The sequence below is a fragment of the Gillisella vitis genome, from assembly GCF_001541345.2.
GTDB lineage: Bacteria > Pseudomonadota > Alphaproteobacteria > Rhizobiales > Rhizobiaceae > Allorhizobium > Allorhizobium vitis.
In genome coordinates, this window is record NZ_LMVL02000003.1 from 195075 (window position 1) to 214130 (window position 19056).

Sequence of the window (19056 nt, forward strand, 5' to 3'; positions counted from 1 at the left end):
TTGGTCCTGTTCGCGTGTCAGGTGGAGTTTACTCTTCGCCGCGCAGCCAGAAGCAGCGTTGCGAGGCATAGCGGTCCTGCGCCAGCACCCGCTTCAATTCGGGCAGCAGCGCATGCAATTCATCCTTGAGGGTGAAGGGCGGGTTGACGACGATCAGGCCCGAGCCAGACAGACCGGTCAAATCACGGTCGCTTTTCACCGAGAGCTCGGCGCAGAGCATCTTGGGAATGCCTGTTTCTTTCAAGGCCTCGTGGAAAGCGGCAATCGGCGCGCCCTTCTTGATCGGATACCAGAGGCAATAGACACCGGCGGAAAAGCGGCGATAGGCCCGCGCCAATCCATCGACCAGCCGCTCATATTCTCCGTCCAGCTCGAAGGGCGGATCAACAAGCACGATACCGCGCTTTTCCTTGGGCGGAAGATGGGCGCCCAGCGCCAGCCAGCCATCCAGTTCGGTGATGCGCGCCTGATAGTCGCCTTCGAACAGCCGGGAAAGTGTGCGGCAATCGTCCGGATGCAATTCCATCGCCGACAGACGGTCCTGCGGGCGAAACAGGTCGCGCGCCAGCTTCGGTGAGCCGGGATAGCGGGTCAGACCGCCGTCCGGGTTCAGCGCCCGCACCACGTCAAGATAGGGTTGCAGCACTTGTGCCGCTGCGGGTGTCAGCTCGGCGTCGAGCAATTTGCCGATCCCGCCCAGCCATTCACCGGTTTTTTGCGATTCGTCGGAGGATAGGTCGTAAAGACCGATGCCAGCATGGGTATCCAGCACCCGGAATGCCTTGTCCTTCTGCTGGAGATAAATGACCAGCCGCGCCAGCACGGCATGCTTCAGCACGTCCGCGAAATTGCCTGCGTGGTAGATGTGGCGGTAATTCATGCGCTTTTCCGATGGGTCTGGTGAATTTTTGGAATGGGGCTTTTGGGCTTGGCGGGCTTGGCCTATAACTTTGCCATGAACATCATCAGCCCCGCCTTGAAAACTTCCGTTGGTCATACGGCCTGTCCGCATGACTGTCCATCCACCTGCGCGCTTGAGGTCGATCTGACACCGGACGGCAGGATCGGACGGATGCGCGGCGCGCGCGACAATAGCTATACCGCAGGCGTGATCTGCGCCAAGGTGGCGCGCTATACCGAGCGGCTCTATCACCCCGATCGGTTGATGGTGCCGCAGCGCCGGAAAGGCGCCAAAGGGGCGGGGAACTGGCAGGAGATGTCCTGGGATGCGGCGCTGGATGAGATCGCCAATGCCTTTATCAAAGCCGAGCAATTGCATGGCAGCGAGGCTGTCTGGCCCTATTTCTATGCCGGGACGATGGGGCAGGTGCAGCGCGATTCGATAGAGCGGCTGCGCCACGCCAAGAAATATTCCGGCTTTTTCGGCTCGATCTGCACCAATCTCGCCTGGACCGGCTATGTGATGGGCACCGGCACGCTGCGCGGCCCGGACCCACGCGAAATGGCGGTTGCCGATTGCGTGGTGATCTGGGGTACCAATGCGGTGGCGACCCAGGTCAATGTCATGACCCATGCGGTGGCGGCGCGCAAAAATCGCGGCGCGAAAATCGTCGTCATCGATATATATGACAATCCGACCATGAAACAGGCCGATATGGGCCTCATTCTGCGCCCCGGAACCGATGCGGCACTGGCCTGTGCCGCCATGCATATTGCCTTTCGTGATGGTTATGCCGACCGGAACTATATGGCTGACTTTGCCGATGATCCCGCCGGGCTGGAAGCGCATCTGAAGGACAAGACCCCGGAATGGGCGGCTGGCATCACCGGTCTTTCGGTTGAAGAGATCGAAGGCTTCGCCAAATTGGTCGGCGAGACCAAAAAGACATTCTTCCGCCTTGGCTATGGCTTTACCCGCAGCCGCAATGGTGCGGTTTCCATGCATGCGGCCCTGTCGCTTTCGACCGTGCTGGGCAGCTGGCAATATGAGGGCGGCGGGGCGTTTCATTCCAACAGCGATATTTTCAAGCTCAACAAGGCCGAGTTGATGGGGACGGCATTTGTCGACCCTGGTATTCGCATGCTGGACCAGTCGCAGGTTGGCCGGGTGCTGACCGGCGATGCGGAGGCGCTGCGCCATCGTGGCCCGGTGACGGCGATGCTGATCCAGAACACCAACCCGGTCAATGTTGCGCCGGAACAACGGCTGGTGAAGCAGGGCTTTCTGCGGGATGATCTGTTCGTGGCTGTGCACGAGCATTTCATGACCGAGACGGCGGAGCTTGCAGATATCGTGCTGCCAGCAACGATGTTTGTCGAGCATGACGATCTCTATCGTGGTGGTGGCCAGAGCCATATGCTGATTGGCCCTAAACTGGTCGAGCCGCCGGAAACGGTGCGCACCAATCTCTTTGTTATTGAGGAACTGGCCAAACGGCTCGGCGTGTCGGATCTTCCGGGGTTCGGCCTCAGCGAGCGCGAGCATATCGACCGTATTCTGGCTGCCAGCGGCAAGCCGGATTTTGCCAGTTTCGAGCAGGATAAGTGGCTGGATTGCCAGCCGCCGTTCGAAGACGCTCATTATCTCAAAGGCTTTGCTCATCCCGATGGGAAATTCCGCTTCAGGCCGGATTGGGAAGGCACGCCCGCGCCCAACAAACCGCCACGGGCGATGGGGTCGCAGGGGCCGGTGGCCGCGCTTCCGGTTTTCCCCGATCAGATGGATGTGATCGAGACAGCAGACAGCGAGCATCCGTTCCGGCTCGCCACGTCACCCGCCCGCAATTTTCTCAACTCCACATTCGCCGAGACCAAGACCTCACGCGATAAGGAAGGCAGGCCGGAGGTGATGGTCAATCCGGCTGACGCCGAGGCACTGGGTATCGGTCCTGGTGATGTGGTGCAGATCGGCAACCGGCGCGGCGCCTTGCGTATCCACGTCAACATCACCGACGCGGTCAAGCCCAGCGTGCTGGTGGCGGAAGGTCTTTGGCCCAACAAGGCACATCTGGACGGCGAGGGTATCAACGTGCTGACTGGTGCCGACGCGCCCGCACCCCATGGCGGCGCTGCGTTTCACGATAACAAGGTTTGGGTTCGGCTATCATGAGCAAGTTTGACGCGACCGGCATTACCATTGTCGAGGACAAGACCCTGTGGAAGGGCTGGAGCCATCTGCGCAAGATGGTGTTCGATTATGCAAAACCGGATGGGACCACCCAGCGCCTTAGCTGGGAAGTTTTCGATCGCGGCCATGCGGTGGCAATCCTGCTGCATGATCCCTCCAAGAAGACCTTGCTGCTGGTGCGGCAGTTTCGCATTCCCGCCTATATGATGGGTGACAAACCCTTTCTGCTGGAAGTCCCGGCGGGCATGACCGATGGCGAGGACGCCGAAAAGGCCGTGACCCGCGAGGTCGAGGAGGAGACGGGCTATCACATTGCCGCGCCGCGCTTCCTGTTCACCGCCTATATGTCGCCGGGAGCGGTGACGGAAAAGATCCACTTCTTCTACTCACCCATCGATGAGGCGCAAAAACTGTCGCTCGGTGGCGGGCTGGAAGCCGAACACGAAGATCTGGAACTGGTGGAAGTGCCGCTTCAGGATGCGATTTCGATGATCGAGCGCGGTGATATCGTTGATGGCAAGACGATCATGCTGCTGCAATGGGCGGCGCTCAATCTGGCCTGAGGAGAGCGGTCGGGCAATCCGTTCAGACCAAGGCAAACAAGCAATGGTTTTGAGACGCTGAGGATGCGTGGCCTGCGTCATTGTGGCCCTTGCGCATCTTATAAATATACATTATATGATATTGTATATTGATGGAAGGCGAACCACCATGCCGAACCGCATCTCCGATACATTTACCATTTCCAGCCAACCATCCATGGACGAGATTGCCGCGCTGGCGACCGATGGGTTCACCACGCTCATCAACCTACGCCCTGATGCTGAAGAAGGAGCCCCTGGTACGAAGGCCGAAGGTGAGGCCGCGGACAGGGCCGGGCTGGACTATCATTTCATCCCGGTCACTATGGCCGATGTCACCGAGGCTGACGTGGAGGCGTTCCGGGCAGCGTCTCAAGGCAAGCTTAAGGTCTTTGCCCATTGCCGTAGCGGCTTGCGGGCGCTGACCCTGCATGTTCTGGTCGAAGTCCTCGATGGTCGCATGAGTGTGGACGAGGTCTCATCTTTCGGTGCCGCCCATGGCATGGATTTGAGCGCTGCCGTCGTCTGGCTCAATCGCCGGGCCGAGCGTCGGCCGCAGGTCAAGGGCTTCTTCGATCCGCGCACCTGGAGCGTCCAATATGTGGTGTCCGACCCCGCAACGAAGGTCTGCGCCATTGTCGATCCGGTACTGGATTACGATGAGAAATCCGGCCAGACCTCGACCGACAATGCTGACCGCATCCTTCGCTACATCAAGGACGAGGGGCTGACGATTGCCTGGATTCTCGAAACCCATCCCCATGCCGATCATTTTTCTGCTGCCGACTATCTGAAGGACAAGACCGGTGCGCCGACGGCAATCGGTGCGCATGTCATTGATGTGCAGGCCCTGTGGAAGGGCATCTACAATTGGCCGGCGCTGAAAACCGATGGGTCGCAATGGGATCGGCTGTTCAGCCATGGTGAGACCTTCAAGCTCGGCTCTATCGAGGCGAAGGTGATGTTTTCGCCGGGTCATACGCTGGCTTCCGTCACTTATGTCATTGGCGATGCGGCCTTTGTGCATGACACGATGTTCATGCCCGACAGCGGTACGGCAAGGGCGGATTTTCCCGGTGGCGATGCGCATATGCTGTGGCAATCCATGCAGGATATTCTGGCCCTGCCTGACGACACCAGGATTTTCACTGGTCATGACTATCAGCCGGGCGGGCGCAATCCGCGTTGGGAAAGCACCGTCGCAGCGCAGAAGGCCGCCAATCCGCATCTGGCCAATACGGATGAGGCCGGGTTCGTCGCCCTGCGTCAGGCTCGCGACCGCACGCTGCCGATGCCGAAGCTGATTCTGCATGCCTTGCAGGTGAATGTTCGTGGCGGCCGGTTGCCGGAGCCGGAAGACAATGGCCGCCGCTATCTTAAAATTCCGCTTAATGTTCTGGAGGGGGCTGCATGGTAGATCCGTTTGCTGAGATCAAACGCCGCGCCGGCATGACGCCGAAGGCGATGGAAGAGCGCGCTGATGAAGTGGCCGGGCATTTGAAAACGCTCGCCCACCCGGTGCGCCTCATGCTGGTCTGCACGCTGGTCGAGGGTGAATGGTCAGTGGGTGAGCTGGAGGAAAAGCTGGATATTCACCAGCCGACCCTGTCGCAGCAGCTCACCGTGCTCCGGGAGGCCGGGATCGTCGAGACCCGGCGTGAGGGCAAGCAGATATTCTATCGCCTGACGGAGGCGAAGACCCAGCGGTTGATTGCTGCCCTGTTCACGATTTTCTGTGCGGAGGATGAGGCATGATTCAGACCTATCTTCTTTCGCTCGTCGGCGGCGTGATGATTGGTGCCTCCGCCATTCTGTTTCTGGTGATGACAGGCCGCATCGCCGGTATCAGCGGCATTGTCGGCCGTTTGGCCCAGGGGGCCAGCACCGCTATCAATGGCGCATTTGTTGTTGGGTTGATGCTTGGCCCCATCCTTTTCCTCACCCTGTTCGGAGCATGGCCAAAGGTGACGATGACGGCCAGCCTGCCATTGGCGGTCCTTGCCGGGTTATTGGTGGGCTTCGGCTCCCGCATGGGGTCCGGCTGCACCAGCGGCCATGGCGTTCTGGGCCTGGCGAGACTGTCGCCGCGCTCCTTCGTCGCGGTCGTCACCTTTCTCTTCACCGGCATTATCACGGTGACAGTCATGAGGGGCAGCTTATGAAAACTGTCCCCTTGCAGGCTGGCGCCGCGCTTCTATCCGGTCTTCTCTTCGGCTTCGGCCTGTCCTTGTCCGGCATGTTGGACCCGGCCCGCGTTCAAGGTTTTCTCGATATTTTCGGCGTCTGGGACCCGAGTCTGATCTTCGTGCTGGGCGGTGCTGTTGTCACCGCTTTCGCGGGCATGGTGCTTGTGCGCCGTATGGCTCGTCCCGTGCTGGCGGATCGTTTCGCCATGCCGACCGCAACCCGCATCGATTTGCCGCTGGTGGCAGGCTCGGCCATTTTTGGGATCGGTTGGGGCCTTGGAGGGTTCTGTCCCGGTCCGGCGCTGGCGGCTTTGCCGCTCGGCTATGGTGAAAGCCTGATCTTCGTCGCTGCGATGGTGATCGGCATGGTCGTGCATGATCGCTTCCTGGCGGGACGCAGCCGATGAACACGCTTTTTGCGGCTATCGGTTCCGGCGGGTTGGTCGGTTTCACGCTTGGCCTGCTTGGGGGAGGCGGGTCTATCCTGGCGACCCCGCTGCTGCTCTATGTGGTTGGCGTATCGCAACCGCATGTGGCCATCGGTACCGGCGCCCTGGCGGTATCGGCCAATGCTCTTATCAATTTTGCCAGCCATGCCCTGAAAGGCAATGTCCGCTGGCGCTGCGGCGCGGTGTTTGCAGCACTGGGCGTCGTCGGCGCGCTGGCCGGGTCCTCGCTTGGCAAGGCGATGGATGGCACGAGACTCCTTCTGCTGTTCGGCATCGTCATGCTGGTGGTCGGCGTATGGATGCTGCGGCCCAGAAAAGCGGTGACTACCGCTCCAAGGCCGGTGGATCTCCGCATGTGTCTGACGACGGCGCTTGTGGCACTGGTATCGGGTGCCGCCTCCGGCTTTTTCGGGATTGGCGGTGGATTCCTGATCGTTCCGGGGCTGATGCTTGCGACGGGCATGCCAATGATCAATGCGGTTGGCACATCGCTTCTGGCGGTCACGGCATTCGGGCTGGCAACGGCTGCGAACTATGCACTGTCAGGTCTGGTGGATTGGGCTTTGGCGGCGGAATTCATTTTGGGCGGTCTACTAGGTGGGATTGTCGGCACCCTCTCGGCAACACGGCTCGGCGCGCATAAAAACACCCTCAACCGGATGTTTGCGGCGATGATTTTTCTGGTTGCCTTCTATGTAATCTACAAAAGCTCCGGAGCGATGTTTACGCGCTGAGCAACCGCGCCTCAGCATCCGCGACAAAGCCGGAGCGCTCGATTTGACCGTCTTCCAGCATGGTGACGGTGCCGCCTGCCACCAGCTGCAGGGCGACCGGGTAGATGCGATGCTCTACCGTCAGGGTGCGGGTGGCCAGCGTCTCGGCGGTATCGGTTGGCAATACGGGTACGGCGGCCTGGGCGACAATTGGCCCTTCGTCCATGCCTTCAGTGACGAAATGCACGGTGCAACCGGCAATCTTCATCCCGGCATCCAGCGCCCGCTGGTGGGTGTGGAGACCCGGAAACAGCGGCAGAAGCGACGGGTGAATGTTGAGAATGCGGCCCTGATAGCGACGGATGAAATCGCCCGACAGCAGCCGCATATAACCGGCAAGACAGATCAGATCGGGCTGTACCTGATCCAGCGCGGCCAGAATGGCGGCTTCGTGGTCCGCCTTGCTGGCATAGTCCTTACGGGGAAACGCGGCAGCGAAAATGCCGAGATCGCTGGCCTTGGCCAGACCGCCAGCCTCCGGCTTGTCGGAGAACACGGCAACAATTTCCGCCGGGTAATCCGCCGCTTCACAGGCCTTGGCCAGCGCCACCATATTGGAGCCGCTGCCGGAAACCAGCACGGCGACACGCTTTTTGGCGTGAGATGGCCTTTCGACCGCCGATGAAGGTGCCGAACTCATAGGCCAAGCGTTCCCTTATACACAGTGCCGGGCGCGCCTTCCTCACGGGAAATCATCCGGCCGAGACGGGCGACGGTTTCGCCTTCGGCTTTGAGAGCAGCGGTGACCGCGTCGGCGTTTTCGGCTGCGACCACGACGATCATGCCGACGCCGCAGTTGAAGGTGCGCAGCATTTCATTCTGTGCCACGCCACCGGTTTTCGACAGCCAGGAAAACACCGCCGGAACCGTAATGGAACCGAGGTCGATTTCAGCGGCCAGATGCTTGGGCAGGACGCGCGGAATATTCTCGGGAAAACCACCGCCGGTAATATGCGCCAGTGCCTTCAGGGCCTTGGTCTCGCGGATAGCCTTCAACAGCGGCTTCACATAGATGCGGGTCGGGGTCAGCAGGGCCGCGCCAAGCGTTGTGCCTTCCGCAAACGGTGCCGGTGCGTCCCAGCCAAGCCCTGAAAGCTCAACGATCTTGCGCACCAGCGAAAAACCGTTGGAATGGATGCCGGATGAGGCAAGCCCCAGAATGACGTCGCCCTCGGCAATATCACCCGCAGGCAGAAGCTCACCGCGCTCGGCGGCACCGACCGCAAAACCGGCCAGATCGTAATCGCCGCCGGAATACATGCCGGGCATTTCAGCGGTCTCGCCGCCGATTAGCGCGCAGCCTGCTTCGCGGCAGCCCGCCGCAATGCCGCCGACGATAGCAGCGCCCTGGTCGGGATCGAGCTTGCCGGTGGCGTAATAATCGAGAAACAGCAGGGGTTCGGCACCCTGGACGACGAGATCGTTGACGCACATGGCAACGAGATCGATGCCGACTGTGTCATGCAGGCCCGCGTCGATGGCAATCTTCAGCTTGGTGCCGACGCCGTCATTGGCCGCGACCAGGATCGGATCGGTAAAGCCTGCCGCCTTCAGGTCGAACAATCCGCCGAAGCCGCCGATCTCGCCATCGGCGCCGGGGCGGCGGGTGGAGCGAACCGCAGGCTTGATCTTTTCGACCAGAAGATTGCCCGCATCGATATCGACGCCTGCATCGCTATAGGTCAGACCGTTTTTCCCCGACTGGCTCATCCGTTCGTCTCCGCTGGTTGGCAGGGTTTGGCTCATTTCGCCCGCCATGGCATGGGTGGGGCCGCGATGCAAGCGCAAGGGCTGGAAACTGCCGCTTTTTCATCGTTTTCCAAGGACTGTGGTGGCTGCATATGCGAATTGCGGTCGCGCCACCTTGACCCTTGACGAAACACCATCCTATCTCATGTTCATCGGCATGATGATAGGATGGCCTGTTGCGGCCCGCATATCCAGTTTGCAAAAAGGCAATCCGCCGGGAAGGACAGTAAGTCATGATCAAGCGCGTCAGCGGCCCCGTTTTCTGGCGGCAGGTTCTTTTCGGCATCGGCACGCTGGCGGTGGTCATCGCCTTTTTGCTGACCTTCAGCTCCATTCTGCTGCCCTTCGTGGCTGGCATGGCGCTCGCCTATTTTCTCGATCCGGTCGCCGACCGGCTGGAGCGGCTGGGCCTGTCACGGATGATGGCGACGGTGCTGATCCTGGTGTCTTTCGTGGTGATCTTCGTGTTGTCGCTGGTGATCATCATTCCGGTCCTCGTCACCCAGCTCAATGACTTCATCACCAATATTCCCGATTATGTCAGCCAGTTGCAGGCGCTGATTGCCAAATCCAACGCATCCTGGGTGCCGAAATGGCTGAATGGCCAGGTGAGCACCCAGATGGCGGCGATCAAGGGCAATTTTTCCCGCTATCTGGCGGAAGGAGCGGGCTTTATCGGCACGCTTCTGTCGCAATTGTGGAATTCCGGCAAGGCGCTGCTTGATATCATCTCCCTGCTGGTGGTGACCCCTGTTGTCGCCTTCTATCTTCTGCTCGACTGGGACCGGATGATGGCCAAGCTGGATAGCCTCATTCCGCGCAACCAGGTCGGCGCCGTGCGGGAAATCGCCCGCGAAATGAACCGGACCATTGCCGGTTTCGTCCGTGGTCAGGGCTCGCTCTGCCTCATCCTCGGCATTTATTACGCGGTCGGCTTGTCGCTGATCGGTTTGAATTTCGGCCTGCTGATCGGGTTTTTCACCGGCATGATCAGCTTCATTCCCTATGTCGGCTCATCCGTTGGTCTTATTCTGGCGCTCGGCATGGCAGCGGTGCAGTTCTGGCCGGACTATCTCTGGGTGGTCATCACAGGCGTATTCTTCTTTACCGGCCAATTTCTGGAAGGCAATGTCCTTCAGCCCAAGCTGGTCGGCTCCAGCGTCGGCCTGCATCCGGTCTGGCTGATGTTTGCGATGTTCGCCTTCGGCTCGCTCTTCGGTTTTCTGGGGGTTCTGGTCGCGGTTCCCTGCGCGGCGGCGGTTGGTGTGCTTGTTCGCTTTGCCGTGCGGCGATATCTTGACAGCGATCTATACTATGGTGAGGAGGCGACCGTGATCAAGGACGTCCGCCCTCCCGTCATTTCAGAGACGTAAATGCGTGACATCGACAAGACAGCGGCCCGACGCCCAGCATATGACGGCAAAACGGGCGAACAATTGCCGCTCGCCTTGGGCCACAGGCCGGCATCGGGCCGTGATGACCTGCTGGTCTCCGGCCGGCTGGCAGCTGCCGTGTCCGTTGTCGATGCGTGGCCCAATTGGCCGTCGCCGGTGGTGATTCTGTCGGGGCCGGAAGGCTCCGGCAAATCGCATCTGGCGGAAATCTGGCGGGCGCAAAGTGGGGCTGTCGATATTCTGCCTTTGTCCGGGGCGGATGCCTCCATGACCGCATCCAAGGGGGCGGTGCTGTTTGAAGATGCCGACCGGGTGGATTTCGACGAGGTCGAGCTGTTTCATGTGATCAACAGCGTCAAGCAGCATGGGACGAGCCTGTTGATTACCTCGCGCACCTGGCCGTTGTCCTGGCCGGTCAAGCTGGCCGATCTGCGCTCCCGGCTGAAGGCCGCGACCCTGGTTGAAATCGGCGAGCCGGACGAGGCCTTGCTGTCACAGGTTATCGTCAAGCTGTTTGCCGACCGTCAATTGGCGATTGACGAACGGGTCGTCGATTATATCGTTCAGCGTATGGAACGGTCGCTGGCAGCCGCTCAGACCGTGGTCGAGCACCTTGACCGGTTGGCACTGGCGCGGCGTGTCAAAATTTCGCGGGCGCTGGCGGCGGAGGTTCTGGACAGCGCCTTTGCCTTGGATCGTTAGAGCCTGTCACAGGAACGTCGCGTTGCTGGTATAGTGGGGCAAGTCTCTGACTCGGAAACCGTTTCAGGGTGGCGTGTAGTTTATCGGGTGGAAGGGGCTGGTGTATCATGAATGATGCGCCAACCTTTATATGCCGGAAGGCATTGAAAACGAAGGCGGGAACAATGGAATCGGTAACGGAATCGGCGGTATCTCAGGAAACGGTTATCCTGGCGGGAGAAGAGGTCGCGCGCGAGGAATTGCTCTCCAGCCCGCATCGCTTCATCAATCGCGAATTTTCCTGGCTGCAATTCAATCGGCGGGTGCTTGAGGAAACCCTGAACACCGCCCATCCGCTGCTGGAGCGTGTGCGCTTCCTATCGATTTCCGCCGCCAACCTGGATGAGTTTTTCATGGTGCGCGTCGCCGGGCTGGAAGGCCAGGTGCGCCAGGGCATCGTCATCAAAAGCCCGGACGGACGCACACCAGTCGAGCAGCTGGAAGATATCCTCAAGGAAATCGACAATCTGCAAATGGAACAGCAGGCCTCGCTGGCCGTCTTGCAGCAATATCTCGCCAAGGAAGACATTCTGATTGTTCGGCCCTCGGCTCTTTCCGAGGAAGATCGCCTCTGGCTGGGGACCGAATTCGAGCAGTCGATCTTTCCTGTCCTGACGCCGCTGTCCATCGATCCGGCCCATCCGTTCCCCTTCATTCCCAATCTCGGCTTTTCCATGGGGCTGCAACTGGAAAGCCTGCACGGCAAGGAGCCAATGACGGCACTGCTGCGCCTGCCGACTGCGCTGGACCGCTTCATTCGCCTGCCCGACGACAAGAACACCATCCGCTACATCACGCTCGAAGATGTGGTCGGCATGTTCATCCACCGGCTCTATCCAGGTTATGAGGTCAAGGGTTACGGCACGTTCCGCATCATCCGCGACAGCGATATCGAGGTTGAGGAAGAGGCCGAAGATCTGGTTCGGTTTTTCGAAACCGCCCTGAAACGCCGTCGTCGCGGCAAGGTGATCCGCATCGAAACCGATTCGGAAATGCCAGCGGCGCTGCGCCAGTTCGTGGTGCAGGAATTGAATGTGCCTGATAACCGCGTCGCGGTTCTGCCGGGGCTGTTGGCGCTGAATACTATCTCTGAAATCACCAAGGCCCCGCGTGAAGATTTGCGGTTTGAGCCTTACAATGCCCGTTTCCCGGAACGTGTTCGTGAGCATATGGGCGATTGCCTGGCGGCCATCCGCGAGAAGGACATGGTGGTCCATCACCCCTATGAAAGCTTCGATGTCGTGGTGCAGTTCCTGCTCCAGGCTGCCCGCGATCCCGACGTGCTGGCCATCAAGCAGACGCTTTACCGTACTTCCAACGATAGCCCGATTGTCCGCGCCCTGATCGATGCCGCCGATGCCGGAAAATCGGTGACGGCGCTGGTGGAGTTGAAGGCGCGGTTTGACGAAGAGGCCAATATCCGCTGGGCACGCGACCTGGAGCGGGCTGGTGTGCAGGTGGTGTTCGGCTTCATCGAACTGAAGACCCATGCCAAGATGTCCATGGTGGTGCGCCGTGAAGACGGCAAGCTCAGGACCTATTGCCATCTCGGCACCGGCAACTATCACCCGATTACTGCGAAAATCTATACGGACCTGTCGTTCTTCACCTGCAATCCGAAGATTGCTCACGACATGGCCAATGTCTTCAACTTCATCACCGGCTATGGCGAGCCGGAGGAAAACATGAAGCTGGCGGTGTCTCCCTACACGATGCGTTCGCGCATTCTGCGCCATATCGAGGAAGAAACCAGCAATGCCAAGGATGGCAAGCCGTCCGGCATCTGGATGAAGATGAATTCGCTGGTCGATCCTGAGATCATCGATGCGCTCTACCGCGCCAGCCGCGCCGGCGTTGAGGTGGATCTGGTCATTCGCGGCATCTGCTGCCTGCGGCCGCAAGTGGCGGGTCTCTCGGAGAATATCCGGGTCAAGTCGATTATCGGACGTTTCCTCGAGCACAGCCGGATTTTCTGCTTCGGCAACGGCCATCGTCTGCCCTCCGAAAAGGCGCTTGTCTATATCGGCTCGGCCGATATGATGCCGCGCAATCTTGATCGACGGGTCGAAACCTTGGTGCCGCTGGTCAATCCGACCGTGCATGAACAGGTTCTCTCACAGATCATGCTGGGCAATCTGATTGACAACCAGCAGAGCTACGAGATATTGCCCGATGGAACGTCGAGGCGCATCGATGTGCGTGCGGGGGAGGAACCTTTTAACGCGCAGCAGTATTTCATGACTAATCCCAGCCTGTCAGGGCGAGGTGAGGCGTTGAAATCGAGTGCGCCGAAGCTGATCGCCGGGGTTGTTTCCGGTCGCAAGAGCTGAACGCAAACTGGAATAGCATGACCCAATCCGAAGCGCAGGGGCGCCTCCCCGGAATTTCCCCTGTTTCCGTTGTCGATATCGGTTCGAATTCCATTCGTCTTGTCATCTACGAGGGCCTGTCGCGGGCGCCTGCCATTCTCTTCAACGAGAAGGTGCTGTGCGGCCTGGGCAAGGGGCTCGCCAAAACCGGCAGGATGGACGAAGAAGGTGTCAGGCGCGCGCTTTTGGCGCTGAGGCGTTTTCACGCTTTGTCGCAGCAGGCCCGTGCGGTCTCCATGCATGTTCTGGCAACGGCGGCTGCACGCGAGGCTCAAAACGGTCCCGCGTTCATCGCCGAGGCCGAAGCGATTCTCGACCATAAAATTGAAGTGCTGACCGGCGAGGAAGAGGCGCTCTATTCCGCCTATGGCATCATCAGCGGCTTTCACGACCCGGATGGCATTGCCGGTGATCTGGGCGGTGGATCCCTTGAGCTGGTCGATGTCAAGGGGCAGGTAATCGGCAAGGGTATTACCCTGCCGCTCGGCGGCTTGCGGCTATCGGAACAGTCGGAAGGCTCCCTTGAAAAGGCGGCGAGCTTTACCCGTAAGCAGGTGCGTTCCGCCAGCCTTTTGAAAAACGGTCAGGGTCGGACATTTTATGCGGTCGGCGGCACATGGCGCAACATTGCCAAGCTGCATATGGAAATCCGCAATTATCCCTTGCACATGATGCAGGGCTATGAAGTGTCCACAGCCGAGATGATGCAGTTTCTCGATGAGATCATTACCGGTGTCAGTGCCCGCGCACCGGCCTGGCAAACGGTCTCCAAGAGCCGCCGCACATTGATCCCTTTTGGCGCGGTTGCTCTTCGCGAAGTGCTGGAGGTCATGCAGCCCGCCCGTGTCTGCTTTTCCGCGCAAGGCGTGCGTGAGGGCTATCTTTATTCCAAGCTGTCGGACGAGATTCGGGCGCTGGACCCATTGCTGGAAGCTGCCGACGAATTGGCAATCCTGCGCGCCCGCTCGCCGGAACATGCGCGTGAGCTTGCGCAATGGTCCGGCGCGATGATGCCATTTTTCGATGTCGTGGAGACCGAGGAAGAGGCACGCTATCGTCAGGCCGCATGCCTTCTGGCTGATCTGAGCTGGCGCGCCCATCCCGATTACCGCGGCTTGCAGGCGCTGAACCTGATTGCCCACTCCTCCTTTGTCGGCATCAGCCACCCGGGCCGGGCTTTTATAGCGCTAAGCAATTACTACCGTTTCGAAGGCCTGCACGATGATGGGCAGACCGGACCGCTTGCCACCATCGCCACGCAGAGACTGCTGGACCGGGCAAAGCTGTTGGGTGGGCTGCTGCGCGTCGTCTATCTGTTTTCCGCCTCGATGCCTGGCGTGGTCCATCACCTGACGTTTGAACGCTCAAAGCGGACGGACCTCGACCTCGAATTCGTGGTGCCGAAGGACTATCACGATTTTGCCGGTGAGCGACTGGACGGACGTTTGCAGCAATTGTCGAAACTGACCGGCAAGCGGCTGGCATTTCGGTTTGAGTGATCCGGTCCAGAAAAAGTGCGACGCGGTTTTCCGTTCAGGAATACTCTATCGCTCACTGATGTCTGGCGTCTTTGCCAATGACAACGGCACGCCCTCAGCCAATGCCTTGCGAAAAGCCGCGAGCGTTTCAGCGCTGACATAGTGCTCGATGCCTTCGGCGTCGATCCGGGCGGTCTTTTCGCAAACGCCAAGCATTTTTAGAAAATCCTCGACGGTTTCATGCCGCTCCCGGCTTTCCTGGGCCAGTTTTTGACCGGCCTCTGTCAAGAAGACTCCGCGATAGGGTTTGCGGGAAATCAGCCCACCTTCGGTCAGTCGAGCCAGCATTTTGGCCACGGTCGGCTGGGCGACGCCGAGCCGTTGGGCGATATCCACCTGCCGGGCTTCCTGACCTTCAGCGATCAGATCGGCGATCAGTTCGACATAGTCCTCCACCAGCGCGCTGCGCTGCGCCTCGCGCGCCTGCCGGAACCCTTCGGAATGGGCATCGGCATCCGGCAGGGAGCCGGTACGGGGCTTTGAAGGAGATATGCGCGCCAAATGCTGGTCCTCGTGTTCAATTGCTCGTTCGCCCTGCGCCATTTTGGGCGCAACCGGGTGCTGTGCCTGGTTCGGGCGAAACAATGCAGTAGCAAGTCTTGGCCTTGATGGCCAGAGTCTGTCAGGCTTCGATAAAGACACCGAATTGTGGGGTGTCGCCCCTTGGTCAGAGCCTTCGAATAGAGCCAAAGCAATAGAATATAGCCTATTGCATAATTAAAAAAACCGGCGCAGATTGTTGCGAATTAATCGCAATAAAAAACAGGCTACGGGCACTTATGTCGAAATTGGAAACCAGTCCGGCCCCCAAAGGGTCGTGGAGTTTTGCGCGGCCGGGCGACGACCGCGCCAGTCTGCCGGAAGTACATGCCTCTATCCATGTGCCGAAGATCGGCTCCTGGATGCGCAAGCTGATGGCCTTTGCCGGGCCGGGCTACATGATTTCGGTTGGCTATATGGACCCCGGCAATTGGGCGACGGATATCGCCGGTGGGTCGCAGTTCGGCTATACGCTGTTGTCGGTCATCATGATTTCCAATCTAATGGCGATCCTGTTGCAAGCGCTGTCAGCCCGGCTTGGCATTGCCACCGGGCGGGATCTCGCCCAGGCCTGCCGCGATCATTATTCGCCGCCGGTGCGCATCTGTCTGTGGCTGGCGTGCGAAGTGGCGATCATCGCCTGCGATCTGGCGGAAGTGATCGGCACGGCCATCGCCCTGCAATTGCTGTTCGGCATTCCCCTGATCGGCGGCGCTTTGATCACTGCGCTCGATACGTTTCTGCTTTTGATGTTGATGAACAAGGGGTTCCGCTTCCTGGAAGCTTTCGTGGTGTCGATGCTGACGATTATCGCCCTGTGTTTTATGGCGCAGATCATCGCGGCCCAACCGCCAGTCGCCGAGATCCTGTCGGGGTTCATTCCGTCCACCGAAGTGATAACCAATCGCGAAATGCTCTATGTCGCCATCGGCATTATCGGCGCGACGGTCATGCCGCATAATCTCTACCTGCATTCCTCCATCGTCCAGACCCGCGCCTATGAGCGCAATGACCGGGGCCGCAAGGATGCGATCAAATGGGCGACGCTGGACAGCACGATTGCGCTGATGCTGGCGCTGTTCGTCAATGCCTCGATCCTGATTATCGCTGCCGTGGTCTTTCATGCCAATGGCCGCACCGATGTGGCGGAAATCGAGCAGGCGCATCAATTGCTGTCACCGCTTCTGGGCTTCGGCCTTGCCTCCACCCTGTTTGCCGTGGCGCTGCTCGCCTCCGGCATCAATTCCACCGTCACGGCAACGCTGGCCGGGCAGATCGTCATGGAAGGGTTCCTGCGGCTGACCATCCCCAATTGGGCGCGCCGTCTGCTGACCCGCTGTCTGGCGATCATTCCTGTGGTGATCGTCACCTGGCTTTACGGCAATAAGGGAACGGCAGAGCTGCTGGTGCTCAGTCAGGTCATCTTGTCTATGCAATTGCCCTTTGCCGTCGTGCCGCTGGTGCAATTCGTCAGCGACAAGCGCAAGATGGGGTCGTTCGTCATTTCCCGCTGGACGGCGGCCCTGGCCTGGGTGATTGCTGCGATCATCATCGCGCTCAATCTCAAACTGCTCTGGGATGTCTTCAGCGGGGCTGTGTAAGCGCCAGCACGGCAAAGCTTGCCAACCAATGCTCGCCCATATAGTCGCCCGCCACATGGGAGAGAGCGGCATCGAGATGTCGCTCGGCGGCTTGGGTAAGCACAAGGCTGGCATCTTGATCTACCAGCGGCGCCGCCAGCGCATAAAAGCACCAGGCCCGGCTGAGGTTTAGCCCATCCAGATGGGCGATCTTGCCATCGCTGCGGTCGGAAACATTGGCCGGCTGCATCAGATGCGCAGGCTCGCCCCGGGCGAGATCTGGCAGGAAACGCGACAGCCAGGTGGAAAATTCCTCACGTGGCAGAAGCCGACGCATGCATTCGGCCTCGATCAGCGACGAGGACAGGAATTCGTCGCCGGATGGCTCTCCCCAGGCCGTGCAAGTGTGGTCGTCGCCATACCAGCGCCTAGCCGTTTGCTCAAGAAGCGTCAGGAATGCGGAATTGCCGGAGACTTGCCCATAGTCTGCGGCCAGCCGTAGGGCAAAAGCAGTATTATAATGAGTACCGACCCGAACCGGATAGGTCGCCAGCGGCAAGAATGCCTCAAAGCGTGCGACGATCCGTTGGGTCAGCGGCAGCAAGGCCTGCGCCCAATCCGGCTTTTCATGACCCGCCAATTCGGCGGCAAGCGCCAGAAGCCAGCCCCAGCCATAGGGCCTTTCATAGCCGCGCGATGACGGCCTGTCGAAATAGCAGCACTCTCCGGCGATGTTTTCTGCCACCAGCATGGTATCGAACAGGTCACGGATGGCCGGTGCCGATGGCATGCTGGGGAAAAGCCTGAGCAGCCGCGCCAGCATCCAATAGCCATGCACGCAGGAATGCCAGTCGAAACTGCCGTAGAACACCGGATGCAGGGCCGAGGGCGTGATGTCAGCCTCCGGTCCATCGAACACATGCATGATGTGATTGGGATATTCCCTGGTGACATGGTCAAGGGCAATCACGGCAAAACGGTTCGCCGTCTCGATATCCAGCATTCTCTGCGGCATGGCCATCAATCTTCCTCCTCGGCGATCAGCAAGTCACCCCAATCGGCCCTTCGCGCCGCCTTGAACAGCGCGCCATCACGGCGGCTGAGAGTAGTTTCCTCTGCCGTTCCATTGCCTTGGCACAGTTTCAGCTTCACCATGCCGCTGGCAAGCCGGGGCGGCAACAAGACCCGTGCACCAGATAAGGCCACAGGCTGGCGCGAGGCAGCGATGAAAATGTACTTTTCGTCTTCCCACGGCACTTCGCCTTGTTTCACTTGCCGATGCAGGCGGGAACGGGCAACGCGCCTTGAAAAGTGACACCAGTCCGGACTGACGATCGGACAGAGCTGCTGGTGAGGGCAGGGTGCAAGCAGATGGGCGCCCGCGTCGAGAAGTGCCTGCCGCGCCGTGACGATCCGCTGCCAACCGGCTGGCGTGCCGGGCTCGACAATGATGATCGTGCCCGCGGTCAAGGCCCAGAGCTTTGCCGTCATGCTTGCCACCGCATCGATGGGTAATTCATCAAGCACATAGGCAAGCGTCACCAGATCGGCAGGAGCCATAGGCGGCAGGGTCTTGGTGAGATCGCCCGCCTGCCAGTCGCATGCAAAGGGCAGGGCCTGCGACAGGCTTTTGCCGATGGCGCGAATGGCGGGGCTGGCCTCGATCAGCGTCGCCTGTTCCAATTGCGGCCAGCAATCGGCGGCGGCCCAAAGCGCGGTGCCGGGGCCGGAGCCGAAGTCGCTTAGGGTTCTGGGTGCAAAATCCGCCTGCACTTCGGCCACCATGTCCATAGCCGCCCTGACGGCGGCAAAGGTGGCGGGCAGGCGGGCAGCCAGATAGGCGCGGGCGGCGAGATCATCGCTGATATGCAACTGTCCGTCGCGCACTTCCTTGCGGTAACGCTGCGACAGGCGCTCGGCAGCCTTCATCAGGGGTGCCAGCGGCTGGTTTTCCAACAGCCGCTCGACGGCGCTTTTCAACGGAGAGGGGAGTTCCAAGGTAAGGGTCCGGCAGTTTGAAGAGTTGGGAAGCAGTGACGGTCAGCGGCGATCCTTGAACGGACTGTGA

At 59.8% G+C, this 19056-nt stretch carries 18 protein-coding genes; 12 read left to right on the forward strand and 6 right to left on the reverse strand.

The features are described 5' to 3' along the window. Nucleotides 1-28: 28 nt before the first annotated feature. The gene (locus tag ASB66_RS10985) at nt 29-880 is read right to left on the reverse strand and encodes a 23S rRNA (adenine(2030)-N(6))-methyltransferase RlmJ (RefSeq protein ID WP_060715836.1); all 852 of its coding nucleotides are present in this window, start codon (nt 878-880) and stop codon (nt 29-31) included. Nucleotides 881-955: 75 nt separating this feature from the next. On the opposite strand from ASB66_RS10985, the gene ASB66_RS10990 reads away from it, so the two are divergent. The 7 genes from ASB66_RS10990 (at nt 956) to ASB66_RS11020 (ending at nt 7038) form a co-directional block, all read left to right on the forward strand. Then, a complete protein-coding gene (locus ASB66_RS10990) occupies nt 956-3070 on the forward strand; it encodes a molybdopterin-containing oxidoreductase family protein (RefSeq protein WP_060716027.1) in 2115 nt (704 codons plus the stop codon). After that, nucleotides 3067-3651 carry an NUDIX domain-containing protein gene (locus tag ASB66_RS10995; protein ID WP_060715835.1) on the forward strand — a complete coding sequence of 195 codons (585 nt, stop codon included), beginning with the start codon at nt 3067-3069 and terminating at the stop codon, nt 3649-3651. The genes ASB66_RS10990 and ASB66_RS10995 overlap by 4 nt, the downstream gene beginning before the upstream one ends. Nucleotides 3652-3799: 148 nt before the next feature. Continuing rightward, nucleotides 3800-5086, forward strand: coding sequence for a bifunctional sulfur transferase/dioxygenase Blh (gene blh / locus ASB66_RS11000; RefSeq protein WP_114386538.1), 1287 nt, complete (start codon nt 3800-3802; stop codon nt 5084-5086). Next, nucleotides 5080-5424 (forward strand): sulfite-sensing transcriptional repressor BigR, encoded by a 345-nt coding sequence (gene bigR, locus ASB66_RS11005; protein ID WP_015915547.1) that lies wholly within the window; start codon nt 5080-5082, stop codon nt 5422-5424. Before blh ends, bigR begins: the two co-directional genes overlap by 7 nt. Then, the gene (locus ASB66_RS11010; protein ID WP_060716026.1) at nt 5424-5831 is read left to right on the forward strand and encodes a YeeE/YedE family protein; all 408 of its coding nucleotides are present in this window, start codon (nt 5424-5426) and stop codon (nt 5829-5831) included. Before bigR ends, ASB66_RS11010 begins: the two co-directional genes overlap by 1 nt. Beyond that, nucleotides 5828-6262 (forward strand): YeeE/YedE family protein, encoded by a 435-nt coding sequence (locus ASB66_RS11015; RefSeq protein ID WP_060715833.1) that lies wholly within the window; start codon nt 5828-5830, stop codon nt 6260-6262. The genes ASB66_RS11010 and ASB66_RS11015 overlap by 4 nt, the downstream gene beginning before the upstream one ends. Beyond that, nucleotides 6259-7038, forward strand: coding sequence for a sulfite exporter TauE/SafE family protein (locus tag ASB66_RS11020; RefSeq protein ID WP_060715832.1), 780 nt, complete (start codon nt 6259-6261; stop codon nt 7036-7038). Before ASB66_RS11015 ends, ASB66_RS11020 begins: the two co-directional genes overlap by 4 nt. On the opposite strand, the gene purN is transcribed toward ASB66_RS11020, so the two are convergent. After that, nucleotides 7028-7717, reverse strand: coding sequence for a phosphoribosylglycinamide formyltransferase (purN, locus tag ASB66_RS11025; RefSeq protein ID WP_114386540.1), 690 nt, complete (start codon nt 7715-7717; stop codon nt 7028-7030). The genes ASB66_RS11020 and purN overlap by 11 nt on opposite strands. Then, complete coding sequence (gene purM, locus ASB66_RS11030) at nt 7714-8787, reverse strand: phosphoribosylformylglycinamidine cyclo-ligase (RefSeq protein WP_060716025.1); 1074 nt, start codon at nt 8785-8787, stop codon at nt 7714-7716. The genes purN and purM overlap by 4 nt, the downstream gene beginning before the upstream one ends. A 272-nt stretch (nt 8788-9059) precedes the next feature. Here purM and ASB66_RS11035 point away from each other — a divergent pair, with 272 nt between their 5' ends. The 4 genes from ASB66_RS11035 to ppx all read left to right on the forward strand — a co-directional run bounded on the left by ASB66_RS11035 (nt 9060) and on the right by ppx (nt 14829). After that, a complete protein-coding gene (locus tag ASB66_RS11035; RefSeq protein WP_060715830.1) occupies nt 9060-10199 on the forward strand; it encodes an AI-2E family transporter in 1140 nt (379 codons plus the stop codon). Then, nucleotides 10200-10922, forward strand: coding sequence for a DnaA regulatory inactivator HdaA (gene hdaA, locus ASB66_RS11040; RefSeq protein WP_060715829.1), 723 nt, complete (start codon nt 10200-10202; stop codon nt 10920-10922). 164 nt (nt 10923-11086) lie between these two features. Beyond that, a complete protein-coding gene (locus tag ASB66_RS11045; RefSeq protein ID WP_060715828.1) occupies nt 11087-13291 on the forward strand; it encodes an RNA degradosome polyphosphate kinase in 2205 nt (734 codons plus the stop codon). A 17-nt stretch (nt 13292-13308) separates the two neighbouring features. Further along, entirely contained in the window at nt 13309-14829 is a 1521-nt protein-coding gene (gene ppx / locus ASB66_RS11050) for an exopolyphosphatase (protein WP_060715827.1), read from the forward strand. Nucleotides 14830-14874: 45 nt separating this feature from the next. Here ppx and mntR read toward each other — a convergent pair whose 3' ends face one another. Then, nucleotides 14875-15369, reverse strand: a complete 495-nt coding sequence (mntR, locus tag ASB66_RS11055) for a manganese-binding transcriptional regulator MntR (protein ID WP_081088862.1) — start codon at nt 15367-15369, stop codon at nt 14875-14877. A gap of 278 nt (nt 15370-15647) precedes the next feature. On the opposite strand from mntR, the gene ASB66_RS11060 reads away from it, so the two are divergent. After that, entirely contained in the window at nt 15648-17009 is a 1362-nt protein-coding gene (locus ASB66_RS11060; RefSeq protein WP_060715826.1) for an Nramp family divalent metal transporter, read from the forward strand. Here the strand turns inward: ASB66_RS11060 and ASB66_RS11065 are convergent. Together ASB66_RS11065 and ASB66_RS11070 are read right to left on the reverse strand one after the other, a co-directional pair. Then, on the reverse strand, nt 16993-18009 hold the full coding sequence (locus ASB66_RS11065) for a DUF2891 domain-containing protein (protein WP_171430953.1): 1017 nt from the start codon (nt 18007-18009) through the stop codon (nt 16993-16995). The two genes, ASB66_RS11060 and ASB66_RS11065, sit on opposite strands and share 17 nt — an antisense overlap. Continuing rightward, entirely contained in the window at nt 18009-18986 is a 978-nt protein-coding gene (locus tag ASB66_RS11070) for a small ribosomal subunit Rsm22 family protein (protein ID WP_060715825.1), read from the reverse strand. Before ASB66_RS11070 ends, ASB66_RS11065 begins: the two co-directional genes overlap by 1 nt. Between the last annotated feature and the right edge of the window lie 70 nt (nt 18987-19056).

What these genes read in the sequence shown, in the direction of transcription:
- ASB66_RS10985 (WP_060715836.1), bottom strand. Translation starts at nt 880, where the DNA reads ATGAATTACCGCCACATCTACCACGCAGGCAATTTCGCGGACGTGCTG.
- ASB66_RS10990 (WP_060716027.1), top strand. Translation starts at nt 956, where the DNA reads ATGAACATCATCAGCCCCGCCTTGAAAACTTCCGTTGGTCATACGGCC.
- ASB66_RS10995 (WP_060715835.1), top strand. Translation starts at nt 3,067, where the DNA reads ATGAGCAAGTTTGACGCGACCGGCATTACCATTGTCGAGGACAAGACC.
- blh (WP_114386538.1), top strand. Translation starts at nt 3,800, where the DNA reads ATGCCGAACCGCATCTCCGATACATTTACCATTTCCAGCCAACCATCC.
- bigR (WP_015915547.1), top strand. Translation starts at nt 5,080, where the DNA reads ATGGTAGATCCGTTTGCTGAGATCAAACGCCGCGCCGGCATGACGCCG.
- ASB66_RS11015 (WP_060715833.1), top strand. Translation starts at nt 5,828, where the DNA reads ATGAAAACTGTCCCCTTGCAGGCTGGCGCCGCGCTTCTATCCGGTCTT.
- ASB66_RS11020 (WP_060715832.1), top strand. Translation starts at nt 6,259, where the DNA reads ATGAACACGCTTTTTGCGGCTATCGGTTCCGGCGGGTTGGTCGGTTTC.
- purN (WP_114386540.1), bottom strand. Translation starts at nt 7,717, where the DNA reads ATGAGTTCGGCACCTTCATCGGCGGTCGAAAGGCCATCTCACGCCAAA.
- purM (WP_060716025.1), bottom strand. Translation starts at nt 8,787, where the DNA reads ATGAGCCAGTCGGGGAAAAACGGTCTGACCTATAGCGATGCAGGCGTC.
- ASB66_RS11035 (WP_060715830.1), top strand. Translation starts at nt 9,060, where the DNA reads ATGATCAAGCGCGTCAGCGGCCCCGTTTTCTGGCGGCAGGTTCTTTTC.
- hdaA (WP_060715829.1), top strand. Translation starts at nt 10,200, where the DNA reads ATGCGTGACATCGACAAGACAGCGGCCCGACGCCCAGCATATGACGGC.
- ASB66_RS11045 (WP_060715828.1), top strand. Translation starts at nt 11,087, where the DNA reads ATGGAATCGGTAACGGAATCGGCGGTATCTCAGGAAACGGTTATCCTG.
- ppx (WP_060715827.1), top strand. Translation starts at nt 13,309, where the DNA reads ATGACCCAATCCGAAGCGCAGGGGCGCCTCCCCGGAATTTCCCCTGTT.
- ASB66_RS11060 (WP_060715826.1), top strand. Translation starts at nt 15,648, where the DNA reads ATGTCGAAATTGGAAACCAGTCCGGCCCCCAAAGGGTCGTGGAGTTTT.
- ASB66_RS11065 (WP_171430953.1), bottom strand. Translation starts at nt 18,009, where the DNA reads ATGGCCATGCCGCAGAGAATGCTGGATATCGAGACGGCGAACCGTTTT.